Raw genomic sequence first — 12,470 nt, 5'->3', positions numbered from 1 at the left:
GGCGATAACTGTTTCACGTCGCCGGATAGTATCCAGCGCTTCGCATAAAGTGCCGGAACAAGAAACTCCTGGAACGTGGTCTTGCTGCTTTCATCAAGGATCATGATGTCATAAAGTGGTTCCGGATCTCTCGCGGCTTTGATGTCCGGATGCTGGAGAAAACCCATTGTCGTGCCGCAGACCAGATTGGCTGAATCCAGAATGATTTTGGTGATGACATTGTCACCTTCGTCCGACCTTAATGCCTTGAGCAGATATTCTTGTGAATCGTTCCTCCGCCCACCCAGTTTATTCAGATAGTCGATGATGGATTCTCTCTCTGTGTCCTTGCGCCTCTGGAAAGTCAGCCCTCTCACAGACTTTTTCACACGGCCGATATCGAGCCCGATTCGCACCGCGATAATTTCCTTCTGGTCTTTCAATCTCTCAAGGACATTGTCAACAGCTATGTGGGTGGAGGCGCAGAGCAGGACCCTCAAACCGTTCTTGATTGCCTGGATAACAAGTTCGCAGATTGCTGTTGTTTTCCCAGAGCCGGGAGGCCCTTCCAGTATTGCGAAGTCCGGCGTTCCAGTTTTAGGCGTGGGCAGTGCGATTTGAACGAATTCGCGTTGCAAATCAGTGCCCGGTCTGCTTCTATCCGTGAGCACTTCCCACTTTGAAATTTTAGTTTTTTTAAACTGGGGCCACTTTGCAGAGTATTCATTCTCTGTGAGTGTTATGAGTGGCAGGTATTCCTTCCTTGGCGAATGCTGTAAGAAGTGAAGGGCCCGCATTTGTCGAGTTAAACCATGGGTGTTTGGGCGCAAGTATATATGTGGGGTTTTTGGAATTCTGTTAACCACCAAGACATTCTCTTTGGGTTCTGTATCAAGCACTTCTATAGAGTTTTTCCATGTTTGTTTGCCGGAACTATCTAGTATATATTTGGCTTCGTGAAAATCATCGAAAACTTTTTGTGAGGTAAGGGGGTCATCCGAATATATGTGAATCCTATTAGTGGTAATTTCGCCGTGGTTATGTTTTTCACTCTGTGATAATGGGCGGTGACTTAGCCTATCTACTTTTTCAGGAGGTTTAACCCCAAGTACTAGTTCCCATTTCAATTTATATTGGAGATTTTCCATGGTTTCTATCGCTCTCATAATATACTGTTTGATGGGGTTTAAACGATAGAAAGCGTCTGCCATGGTTTTCTCAGGTATTTCCTTACCCAGATTCGCGTAGTGTAATTTAGCCATTCACACTCCCGCATCGCGTGTCGCACTTCGGGCCAGCACGCCATCCATATAGTCCGCCGCGCCGAACGAACTTTTTGACATCCCACCGGACATATTCGAGAGCCTTGGAGACACCCACGTCGAATATGGAAGGACCATAGTCGTGTCCGCCTTCATGGTTGTTAAAGAACCGTCCGAGAGAGTCTAGCATCACATATGAACCACGCATTAGGTCATTGTCCTCGAATACCACATCCAATCCTTTCTTAATAAGAGAACGGTGCTTACACTTGAATATTTCGAATTCATCATCCTTCAGAAGAAGCGGTCCGACGCTAAGGTCGTTCTGTCCATCAATTTCCAGCACCTGGAAAACCTTCCAGCGTTCCGGTTTGAGTTCAAGTATGAACTTCGACATGTCTTCCATGTAATTCAGTTTGGTGATCACTGAGTTCATCTTCAACCGGACACCAAATTTACGGGCAAGCTTTGCATTGTCAACGGTTTGCTGAACATGCTCTCCTGTCCCTCGCCCTAGTTCTTTTTCAATCTGCTCGAATTGGCTGTCAACACTGAGTGAGAGCCAATCGATAAATTCATGGTTCTCATTCATAAAGTGTTCATTCAGTATAGTGCCATTGGTGACAATCATAGTTGTCAATCCAGCTTCCTTGGATATCCTCAGCAGATCCGGGAGGTTCCGGTTCAGTGTCGGCTCACCGCCGACAAAGGTCAACTTATCGCATCCAGCATCTCTCAACATTGGAGGTACTTGTCGCATCTCTTCCGCAGAGAGCGAAATCTTGATCTCTGGAAACCGTGCAAAACAAAACCGGCACTCATAATTGCATATAGTGGTGATTGTCCAGTTTACGGATAGCGGCTCTTCGGGCGAGGGACGCTTGTTGTGATAGCCTTGCGAGGGAGATTGGACCCACGGTACTTGGGCTTGTGATAGGACAGCAGCATCTTCCATGAATTAGACCTGCCCCGAAAACTATTAATACTTGTTGTAGGATATTCCTAATATGAGTTTGAATATTCATTTCGTCACAGTAGGGCATGCGAAGGGAGAAGCCATCTCGAAGGGGCCTGTAATCGAAACGTTTCAGAACTATCAGAACATCTCTAGATTGTATCTTCTGTGTTCGCACGAAAAAGCCATTCGAGAGATTAGCAATGAACTAAAGTTATTCAGGCGTCTGGAGGTAGTAGGAATAGAGATAGACCCCTTTAATTTCACTGATATCATCGGAAAAATAATTGAGATCCATGGGAAAGAACGGAAAATCGAACCCAAAGCAAATTTTTACGTAAATGTGACAGGGGGAACGAAGGTGATGTCTTGCGCGGCTCTTGTCGGTGCTAATTATATTGGTGCGATTGCCTACTACGTTAGAGAGGATGATGAAAAAAGCATCGAACTCACACCGCCAAAAATTCCGCCTCAGGATCTGACTGAAATCCAGAGAAAAATTGTTAAATCTGTCGATAAAAGACCTCAGACTCAAACCCAGATCCACAATACCTTGAACATAAGTATCCAGAAGGTCAATTACAACTGCAAGAGTCTTGAAGGATATGGATACCTGAACATAATGGCCCATGAAAGCGATGGGAGAGCCACCCTCATACGTCTCACACCTCTTGGAAAAGTAGCGCTCCGTGCATTTTAGTGTGATTCAATCAATAACTTAGAAATGATTATATAGATTGAAACCGTCTGCGAATTCATGAAAGTGTGGATTACGAATGTGAGTACCTCCAAGTTTGCTGGGGTCAATACTCTCTGGGCTGCGATAATGAGAGAGGGGTTCATTCCTGACCGTGTTCATTTGATCGCCGACGAAATGGTGAAGGAAAAGGGATATCTGGCCGCCGCACTGAAGGGATACCAGTGCGTACTCAACAGATACGGTAGTCAAGAAACACCAATTGTTCATGATGTTGTTGAGACTGAATTCGCTAACTTGGCCAAAAAATTGGAATCAATAGTCCATGAAGAAAAGACAAAAGGCCATACCGTTGTAATTGATATGACGCCTGGGAGAAAGTACATGTCCGCATTTGCAATGTACATGGGTGTGGGGGCGGACGTGAAACATAGGGCAGACAGAATCTACTATCTGCATGTAAAGGGCCTGAAGAACCATACGGGACAGCCCTTTCCCATGGTTCCATCAAACCTCATGACGTTGTATGATCTGAAGAAGGAGATTCTGGGGGAATGAAAAAAGATAAGACCCTGTGGAGGAATCCAAACTGCAATATCCGTGAATTACAGCTGGTTACCAATCTTCTCTATGAGAAAAAAACTCCCATTGAATGGTTCTTTCCACCGATTGGGAAGGTGGCGACATTTGCCCTCAGAAACCTCAAGGCAAAGATAATCCCTCGCAATAAGTATGATGCAAAGTTAAGGGACTTTATCTCAAAAAATCCAGGATGCAAGTCAGATATACCAACCTACTACCAGTTCATGGAGGCATTTTTCTGCGCGGGCCTCCCTCCCCCGACAAAAGCCGAGAATTTTCTAAAGTCTCCTGCGCAGAGCAGAAATACATTTCATGGGGGCAAACCTTTGTGGGTTGGTTATGACACCAGTGTCCTCCGGCGTTCCTTCCATTCCAACATCATAAATTTTCTTAAACTCCACAAACTGGATAATTCGATTGGGCATGTGGTTGCAGGAGGTGTAACCGAGGAATTGATGCAGGGGATGGACTACAAGTACAAGTTCCAGAAAGTGGAAGAGTTGGCGACTGGTTTTCCCCAAGCAGCCAACTTCCTCTACCAGCCCACCCTGAGTGCACGTCTGCACCGGATTGGAATGGCCGAGATAAAAAATATGAAAGAGAACTACGTGTTTCACGAAGCCCCGTCAGAAAAGGACGATTTGGAGATCATAAAAGGCTACGAGAAGTTCGAAGGGGATCGAAACGCGGAAATCGTATTGTTCAGCGCAGACAAGAATTTCGTCGAGATGGCAGTTCAGAAATCATTCAAAACACAGTATGTGGAATACAGTATCCCGGAGCTCCAAAAACATCTGAAAAACAATCCCATTCCCCTAGATTTCGTTTCAAGAATCATTTACTACGGGACAATGGTCTTTGGCATGACACGGCTTGGTGGGGTCGAGCTTTATTCGATTTGGCACGGAAAGAAAGTGGAGGACTGGAACCGAGGGCACATCAAAGTGAAAATTGAGGGGAACCTCGCTAAATCTTTCAGGAAAGCGCACGGTGTATTGGAGGATATGAAGAATAGAGGTTTTCTTCCTAAGAGTTAGTTTTCTAATCACGAGGTTGAATGACGGAACATAGCAAACCCAGCACCATTCTTCTCCTCCTCACTTCCCCGCCAGTCTCCACATCCACGCCACCACCACTCCGCCCACCAGCAGCACGCCCGTGAACAAGAAAATCGCGGCAGCCGGGAGGCTCGACTCATCGCCGACGACCGAGACCTGCATTTCCGTGGAGGCGAGCAGTACGCCATCGTTGCCGAGCAGCTGCAGCTCGATCTGGCGGACGCCTGGCTCGACACCTCCGGGGATGAAGAGCGTCAGCTGCTGCACCTGCCGCTCGCGCGGGGAGAGGACGAAGTCTACGGGGAGCGGCTGCCAGCCACCCGGGACGACCGCGACGATGCGCGCATTGTGCGGGACGTTGCCGTAGTTCCACACTTCTACCGGCAGCTCGACCGAATCACCCGGCTCGACCGAGACGAACGACTCTGCGATGAAGCCGTAACTCTCCTCCGGCAGGACGGTCGCGCTGAATTCTCGTTCGGCGAGCAGCTCGCCCCCGCGCCAGCACTGGAGCGTCGCGCTGGCGGTGGTGTTGGCGGGGGTGCCGTAGGGCAGCTGGAACAGCAGCTGTAGCGCCTGCGCTTCCCACGCGCCGAGGTTGTCGTAGGGGGGGACGAGACTCCAGCCCCACGCCGTGTCGCTGTGGACCTCGAGCGTGACCTCCTGCGGGCCGTTGCTCTCGCTCACCAGCGACAGCATCTGCGAGCCCGGGACGCCGTCGATCACCAGCGCGTCCCAGACGCCGTTGAACCGCGCGCCGCTGTACTGCAACGCCTCGACCGTGCCGGCCGCCTCGTTGGTCGCGCCATCGTCGTCGGTGGCGTTGACCGCGAAGCCGCCGAGAGTGCCGGCAAGCGTGCCCGCCGGCACCGCGACGCGCAGCGTCACATCCTGCTCGGCGCCGGCCGCCAGCCAGAGCACCGTCTGCGAGAGCTCGTGTTCCCAGTCGCCGCTCGCCGTCAGGACAATTCGCACCAGCCCGTCGCCGCGGTTGCGGATGGTCGCGGTGGCGGTGCCGTTCTGCTCCGGGAGCGCGCTGTCGCCGGCGACGAGCACGCGCAGCCGGTGGGTCTGGTTCAGCAGCAGCGTGTCGTTAGCGAACGCCGCTTCGCTGCCGTGCTGGAGCTGCACGTATAGCGCTCCGCTGCCGGCGACGATGTCGCCGGCGGGAGCGGTAAGCTGCACGATGACGGTGATGTTGCTCCACGCCGCCACCGTCGACGTCGCGTTCCAGCCACCGATGGTCCAGTTGGCGGGCGCCGCGAGCGCCAGCTCCATGCTGGCGAAGCCGTTGCCGTAGTTGTAGAGTGTGAGCGTGGTGTTGCGCGTCTCGGCCGGGCGGAACTCGCCCGGCAGCGCCAGCTCGATTCCAGGCTGCTCCCGCTGCTCGACTGTTAATCGCAGTAATGCGTTTGCGTTCGTCTCCTCGGCTGCGAGATTGACCGTGGTCGACAGCAGGCTGCCCGCTAGCACCTCGGGGACGGTGACGGTGACGTTGAACTCGAGCGTCGCGTACGGTCCGATGGTGAGATTAGCGGGCGCCGCGACCGCCCACGCGCCAGCCGTGATTCCGACAGCAACGCTCTCCGGCACGTTGCCGTCGTTGCGCAGCGTAAGCGTGAAGGTGATGTTCGTCCCCGGCAGGCCACTCGCCGGCGCCAGAGGCGTGACCGCGAGCAGGTGCACATCCGGTACCTCGATGTGTAGCCACACCGATACGGTGGAGTTCGCGTCAGTCTGCGATGTGATGTTCAGCCAGCCGCTGTAGTTGCCCATCAGCACCTGCTCGGGCAGCTGGAGCTCGAGCATTAATCCGACTGTTTCACCCGCAGTGGCACTGGAGTCGGCGGGAACGCTGCCGTTCCAGCCCGCCGGGAGGTCCAAGGAAATCATATAATCGTCATCGAAGACGCCAGTGTTGGTGAACAGGACGCTCGTGTTGCCGACCGAATCAGGTGGGATTATGAACGATATCTGGGGTGGCGCAGCGACACCGTAGTAGGGGCGGCCGTGGATTAGCAGGTCATCAACGAACCAGCCCTCATCAACCGAACCGAAGTCACTCGCGAAACGTAGTCGTAGTTGCACGCTGTCGAAGCCGGTCAGGTTGAAGCTGGCCTTCACCCAGCCGCCCGAGCCGCCGGCGAAGGCGCTGCCGTTCGCGGCGCTGGCACTGCCAGGGTAACCACCCTCGGGCTCGAGCAGCGTCCAGTTCTCGCCGTCGGTGGAATACTCGACTACGCCGCCGTCGTAGTTCGCCTCGGTTCGATACCAGTGTGCGAAATCAAGCCATGCCGAGTCAAAGTTTCCGAGTTCGAGTGGCGGCAGCAGCAGCACGTCGTCCATGTCATCGTTATAGCCTGTCCCAGCACCGCACCAGAGCGCACTTTCACCGCCATAGCTGCGTGTATCTGTCGTGTTCCAGAGACTGTCGTTGGCAACTGGCCACGCAAGGCCGTTCTCGAATTCCTCGAACATTATGACGACTGTAGTCGAGAACGAATGCGAGAGGGCATTATTGTCCGGCTCGTCATCATCTACCAGCAGCTCCGCCTCGAACGCATAATCCCCCCATGCGTCCGGGGTCCATGCTTCGCTCCACTCCCAGCTTCCTCCGGGTGGGAGCCACGGTACCGCGACGGTGCGCTCTACCATTCCCTCCAGGACCAGCGTCGCATTCAAGTGCTCGAAGCCAGTGTTCTCCACTACAATCTGCAGCAGTGTCGGCTGGTGAACCTCGGCCCAGGCGGGGTCGGCACGTATTATCGCCAGATCGGACGGAAGCTGCAGCTCGAACGTCATCACGTTGCCCGAGATTGATATATTGATGACACCTATGTGCGTCTCCGCTCCGTCATAGTCGTCGCTGTCCGGACTCGAGATATTGGTGAAGCCACTGGTGATATTTGCCCACGGATCACTCGACTGCTTCGGGTTGTTGTTGTTGTCGGCCTCCTCCAGGTGAACTCGCCTATGCGCGTCGTTCGACTGGCTACCGTCCTCGTCAATATGCCAGATTAGCAGGCCATGCCCGGGGAGGTAGGTGTCGTAGCCCACGTTCTGCCGGTTCTCGAGCAGGAAGTATTCGCGGCCGCCGAGGCCGTCAATAGGAATCTTCATGATAGAGGCATTGTCCTCGACACGCGAGAGGTTGTACTCCCCTTCCCCCGCGAGGGGCAGGGCAGGTTCTACCCACCCCAGGAATATCTTGGACCAGGCACAGAGCTGGGCTGGTGTGTCACCGCCATTGAGCCAGGAGCCGCCTGACATCATGCCCCAGTGCCCAATGCCTGAGGAAGAATAGTCTGTATCGTAAAGGTCCGGCAACCCGAGGTCGTGGGCGAACTCATGACCGAAGACTCCCATTGGCGTCCCCTCACCCTGCATCGCGTAGCCGCTTATGCGCGTCCCGTTGCGGTATTCGGCCGAAATCGCCCAGCGATGAGACCAGATGGCGTCGTCACCGGCGGGGCCGCCGCCGCCGTTCGACTCGTCGGTCGGCCCCGAGTGGACGATGATCAGGTGGTCAAGATTGCCGTCGTCGTCACGGTCGAAGTGGCTGAAGTTGACGAACGGCTGCGCCAGCGCGACCGCCTCGCGTACCAGCGTCTGCGCGTTACCCTGCGCTTCCGAATTCTGGAACTCGTATTCACCGTAGTAGGACATGTTCTCGCTGGCGTTGAGCCATTGCGGGACGACCGTTCCCGAGATGTTGAACTGCCCGTACGAGTTCTCGTCGAAGAAGTCCCACATCGAGCCCGCCTCGCGCGCAAACAGCAGCTCCTCGTAGTACGCGATGTCGTGGTCGCTGTCGGCCGGATAGTCGGGGAACTGGATGAGCAGCACCAGCAGGTGCGCGTCGCCAATCCAGTCGCGCTGCGCCAGCTGCGGCTGCTCGGTCTGCTGGTCCTGCGGCGGCGCGTGGCCCGGCGGCTGCGGCGCGAGGTCGTACGGCAGCGCCGGCACCGCGGCCGCTGGCGGCAGCAGTAGCAGCGCGAGTAGCGGCAGGAACAGAATTGCCCAACGCACGGAGCCGCGCATGCCAGTCAAACCCTACTCCAGTTCGGACGCCTTGAGGAAGCAGAAGGTCGAGAATGCGGAGAGCAGCGCCGAGATGATGAGGTGCTGCTTTGCAGCGTCCCATCCCTGCCACAGCACGATGAGCGCGAGGATGCCAATGACTCCGGCGAAAAAGTTGGCGCGCACCGGATCCATCCGGGCAGCGCCACGCATGTAGAACCAGAGCGAGACTGCAACCAGGACGGTGACTACTATCGCCAGCTGTAGCATATCCTTTTCGACCATGTAGATAAAGAAATAGAAGTACGCCAGCAGCGTCGTGAAGCCGGCGCCCGCAATCAGCGACAGCTTCTCACGCATCGCGTCTGACGACGCGCCCTCGGAGAAGTCGCCCCAGTTGCTCGCCGACTCGGGAGCGGAACGCGGGGCGGGGGGCGTGCCCTGACGCCGTACCGCCGGCTCGCTTTCGCGCCGCACCGGCTGTTCTTCCTCCTCTTCCTCGTCGCCGGGCAGGCTGCCGTCAATATCGGGTTCGTCCATCACTTCTCCTCACGAATAGGGATTATATTATGGCCACGGAAGTCGAACTTGACCGAGCGGCGCACCAGCCCCTTGAGCTGTAACGAGGTCAGCTCAAGCTCGCGCGAGATGTCATTGGCGAAGCGCCCCTCGTCACCAACCATCTCCATGATTTTTCCTTCGATTTCATCGAACTCCGCGGGCGTCATAAGCACTACTGTCAGCAGCTGCTCGGTCTCCTCGAAGGTGAGCGAGGTCGAGACCTGGAACGCGTTGTAGAAGGTGCGGTATGCCTTCTCGGGCTTGCCATCCTTCACTTCCCAGCGCGACTCAACCAGCTTGAATTTCTCGAAATAGGTGATGGCGGCGAACGCCTCGTCACCGAACTTCTCGGCCAGCTCACTCGTCAGAGTCCAGCCTCCCGCCAGCAGTGCGAGCACCGCACGTCGCTCGGGCGAATCCACCGACCGGAACAGGGCTACCAGCTCGGCCGGGTCGTTGATTAACTTGGTACGTTTCATATGGCTGCGCCGGTGATGGCGAGCACCGATAAAAAGGAGGGCCCTACAGCTCCATCTCGCCCGAGAGGCCGCAGGAGTCGCACTCTACCGTCTGCACCCCGCCGGTCTTCGGCACTTCCATGCGTGCGCTACAGCCGGGGCATTCGATAGTCACGGTCTCCGCGGCCGCCTTGCGACGCACCCGCTTCTTGCGTCGCCTGATGGGCGATGGTGCGGCGGCCGGGGGCGGGAGCGGGGTGGGCGCGACCAGCGGCGGCGGCGCCCGCTCGCGGGTCATGAACATGGTTCCGCCGACCATTAGCAGCACTAGCAATAGCGTCCCCGCGAGTAGCGTTGTAGCGGGGATGCCGGCCACCTCGCCGAGGTCGAGCGAGAAGCCTCCGCTGCCGCCGGCGCCGCCAGTCGTGGCCGGCAGCGCCGGCTCGGACATGAAGACGACGCAGTTGGCGGTCGACGAGAGGCTGTCGTTGTCAGTAACTCGCAGCACGACGTTGTAGAAAGGATTCTCTTCGTCTGGCGGCATGCGATCGTAGATCTTGTATGCGTCGGGCGTCGCGCCGAAGTCATCCACCTTCAGCAACACCCCTGTCGGCGACTGGAAGTCCCATTCGTAGAGGATGACCTGCCCGTCGGAGTCGCTCGCGTTGGCGCTGAAGTTCAATTCCTCGCCGACGATGCCGTCCTCAGGGCAAAGGGCGGTAACGGTCGGCGGCGACCAGACCGCCAGCGTGCGGTTGACCGAAGCGCTCCAGAAGCCGTCGGAGTCGCGCACCGCCAGCGTGACGAGGTGCTCGCCGACCGAGAGCTGCCCGAGGTAGAGCAGCATGCTGTCGCCGAGGAAGCCGTCGCGGCTCGAGTTCCAGAGGTAGGTGACCGCGTCGTCTTCGGGGTCGAGGCCGTCGCCCGAGAGCATCACCGTCTGCCCCACCAGCGCCGGGTTGGGCGAGACACTGGCGATGTAGGCGGTCGGCTGCCCGTTGACGCGCAGCGTGGCGGTGACGTTGGGCGACCAGAAGCCGTCGGTGTTGCTGATGCGGAAAGTGATGGTGTGCCAGCCGCGCGACAGCGCGCTGGTCGAGAACTGCGCCGCGGTCGAGAGCGGGCCGTCGCGTGACGACTCCCACCAGAAGGCGTTGATGGCGGCCGAGACGTTGGTGAGCGGCGTCCCGCTGCCGGTGAAGGTGACTGCGTCGCCCTGGTTGACGACACACTCGCCCGCCCCGGGGCAGGGGATGACTGGCTCGAGCGTCGCGGTCGGGAAGTCGCCAATCGCGACCTCGGTCGAGACCTCGGCGCCCCAGAGACCGTCGTTGTCCTGCACTTTCAGGAAGATGGTGTGGTAGCCCGCCGAGAGCCACGAGACGTTGAACTGCGCCTCGTTGGAGAGCCCGCCGTCGCGCGACGAGCGCCAGTAGTAGCCGACGACGTTCCCGTCCGAATCCTCGCCGCTGCCGCTGAAGGTGACGTTCCAGCCCGGCATTGCGGTCGACGGCGCTATCGAGACGATGGTGGCGTTGGGCGGCTGGTTGTCGAGCGCCGCTTCGTAGAAGAGCGCCAGCCGGTCATCCTGCCCCACCGCGAGGTATTCGCCGCGCCATGAGGCGGCGACGCAGGTGATGGGGTCCTCGACCGTCGTAGTCCAGAGTGGCACGCCGTCGGCCACCGCGAGCAGTGCCAGTTGCTTGTTGCCGCCGCCCGCCAGCAGGTGCGTCCCGACGCCGTTGGCGGCGATGTCGTCGACCGAGGTGCCGAGGCTGTAGCTCCACGCCTCGAGGCCGGTCTGCGCCGAGATCAGGTAGACCTTGCCGTCGTCGGCGCCACCCGCCAGCCAGCTGCCATTGCGGTGGACCGCGACGGACGTGACCGCCTTCGAGATGGGGTAGTCGACCAGCGGCTCACTGCTGGCGTTGGAGAATAGGTAGAGCTGGCCCGAGTTTGCGGAGCCCGACGCGACCGCCAGCAGCGGCGCCTCGCGCGCGAATTCCAAGTCATAGATTCGCGGAGCGCTGGGATAGACCCAGGACTCGTTGCCCGAGGAGCGCTCGTATAGGTGGATTTCGCCACTCTGCGTTCCCGCCGCGACCCACGTTCCGCCGGGCGAAATCGCCACCTGCAGCACGCCAATCTCGCTCAGCGAGGCGGTCCAGATAGGGGTGCTCGATTGCCGGCGGAAGACGTAGATGTTGCCATTGTAGTCGCCCGCCACGAGGTATGCGCCGTCGGCCGAGGCGTCAACGTCGGTGATGGTCATCGCCGCCCCGTAAGGCGGATTCCACTCCTTGGCGCGCTCCTCCCACAGCGTCAGCTTCTGCCCGCCGTCATTGCCCTCACCGGCGGCGAAGAGGTACTTGCCGTCGGCCGAGAGCGCCATCGGCCCCGCGGCGTCGCGCTGGAAGTTCTTCAGCGGCACCGACGAGTTGCTGTAGAACCAGCCGAGCCTGTTGCCCCAGCCCGCCGAGAGGTTGACGCCGTCGTCCGAGAGCGCGATGTCGGTCGCCGGGCTCGGCAGGATATATTCCCACTCCGGCGCCTTCTCGGCGTCGGCCCCAAGCGTGAGGTACGCCAGCGCCACGAGCAGAAGCAAGCTCGCGCCGGCGGCGCGGTGCGCCCGGCTGCCTCCCGCGTCCACGCCGCTCGCCATCGGCCGGCGAAGCCGTCGGCGTTCTTAACGGTTCGTCAAGCGCAAAAGTGCGGCGCTGCGACAGCGTAAAAAGTTCAGTGGCCGAAGATGAGCGGCAACAGGAAAAGCTCCCACGGCAACACAAGCACGAGGAGTTTCAGGTAACCAATCACGGATGTATCAAGTATAACTGATTATATTTAAAGTTAACGGCAAAATGTATTAGAGATGAAAAGTGTGTCCCACCTTTTTGCGGA

General features: G+C 57.5%; 9 protein-coding genes. 3 read left to right on the top strand and 6 right to left on the bottom strand.

Features of this window, described 5'->3' with window-relative positions; translation table 11 throughout:
• Positions 1-1,241: AAA domain-containing protein (locus QGG57_05535; protein ID MDP7007629.1), on the bottom strand; the 1,241-nt coding region annotated here is incomplete at its 3' end.
• Complete coding sequence (locus tag QGG57_05530) at positions 1,234-2,196, bottom strand: viperin family antiviral radical SAM protein (protein ID MDP7007628.1); 963 nt, start codon at positions 2,194-2,196, stop codon at positions 1,234-1,236. The genes QGG57_05535 and QGG57_05530, both read right to left, overlap by 8 nt.
• A gap of 52 nt (positions 2,197-2,248) precedes the next feature.
• Between QGG57_05530 and QGG57_05525 the strand changes: the two genes are divergently transcribed.
• Genes QGG57_05525 through QGG57_05515 form a run of 3 tightly spaced genes read left to right on the top strand, consistent with a single transcriptional unit; the run spans position 2,249 to position 4,512 of the window.
• Positions 2,249-2,896 (top strand): DUF6293 family protein, encoded by a 648-nt coding sequence (locus QGG57_05525; GenBank protein ID MDP7007627.1) that lies wholly within the window; start codon positions 2,249-2,251, stop codon positions 2,894-2,896.
• Between the two features lie 57 nt (positions 2,897-2,953).
• Positions 2,954-3,451 (top strand): CRISPR-associated ring nuclease, encoded by a 498-nt coding sequence (locus QGG57_05520; GenBank protein ID MDP7007626.1) that lies wholly within the window; start codon positions 2,954-2,956, stop codon positions 3,449-3,451.
• Complete coding sequence (locus QGG57_05515; GenBank protein ID MDP7007625.1) at positions 3,448-4,512, top strand: hypothetical protein; 1,065 nt, start codon at positions 3,448-3,450, stop codon at positions 4,510-4,512. Before QGG57_05520 ends, QGG57_05515 begins: the two co-directional genes overlap by 4 nt.
• A 60-nt stretch (positions 4,513-4,572) precedes the next feature.
• Here QGG57_05515 and QGG57_05510 read toward each other — a convergent pair whose 3' ends face one another.
• The 4 genes from QGG57_05510 to QGG57_05495 are packed head-to-tail and all read right to left on the bottom strand — an operon-like array spanning position 4,573 to position 12,234.
• A complete protein-coding gene (locus tag QGG57_05510; GenBank protein MDP7007624.1) occupies positions 4,573-8,562 on the bottom strand; it encodes a M6 family metalloprotease domain-containing protein in 3,990 nt (1,329 codons plus the stop codon).
• A 24-nt stretch (positions 8,563-8,586) separates the two neighbouring features.
• Positions 8,587-9,093, bottom strand: a complete 507-nt coding sequence (locus QGG57_05505) for a hypothetical protein (protein ID MDP7007623.1) — start codon at positions 9,091-9,093, stop codon at positions 8,587-8,589.
• Positions 9,093-9,593, bottom strand: a complete 501-nt coding sequence (locus tag QGG57_05500; protein ID MDP7007622.1) for an ArsR family transcriptional regulator — start codon at positions 9,591-9,593, stop codon at positions 9,093-9,095. Before QGG57_05500 ends, QGG57_05505 begins: the two co-directional genes overlap by 1 nt.
• Positions 9,594-9,636: 43 nt before the next feature.
• Positions 9,637-12,234 carry a hypothetical protein gene (locus QGG57_05495; protein ID MDP7007621.1) on the bottom strand — a complete coding sequence of 866 codons (2,598 nt, stop codon included), beginning with the start codon at positions 12,232-12,234 and terminating at the stop codon, positions 9,637-9,639.
• Positions 12,235-12,470: the final 236 nt, after the last annotated feature.

This window comes from Candidatus Poseidoniia archaeon (assembly GCA_030748895.1).
In the GTDB taxonomy this organism is placed as follows: Archaea; Thermoplasmatota; Poseidoniia; order MGIII; family CG-Epi1; genus UBA8886.
This window is presented reverse-complemented; position numbering and strand designations above follow the sequence as displayed.

Excerpts from the sequence above, each read along its gene's own strand:
- QGG57_05515 (MDP7007625.1), top strand. The coding sequence starts at position 3,448 with ATGAAAAAAGATAAGACCCTGTGGAGGAATCCAAACTGCAATATCCGT.
- QGG57_05520 (MDP7007626.1), top strand. The coding sequence starts at position 2,954 with ATGAAAGTGTGGATTACGAATGTGAGTACCTCCAAGTTTGCTGGGGTC.
- QGG57_05495 (MDP7007621.1), bottom strand. The coding sequence starts at position 12,234 with ATGGCGAGCGGCGTGGACGCGGGAGGCAGCCGGGCGCACCGCGCCGCC.
- QGG57_05505 (MDP7007623.1), bottom strand. The coding sequence starts at position 9,093 with ATGGACGAACCCGATATTGACGGCAGCCTGCCCGGCGACGAGGAAGAG.
- QGG57_05530 (MDP7007628.1), bottom strand. The coding sequence starts at position 2,196 with ATGGAAGATGCTGCTGTCCTATCACAAGCCCAAGTACCGTGGGTCCAA.
- QGG57_05525 (MDP7007627.1), top strand. The coding sequence starts at position 2,249 with ATGAGTTTGAATATTCATTTCGTCACAGTAGGGCATGCGAAGGGAGAA.
- QGG57_05500 (MDP7007622.1), bottom strand. The coding sequence starts at position 9,593 with ATGAAACGTACCAAGTTAATCAACGACCCGGCCGAGCTGGTAGCCCTG.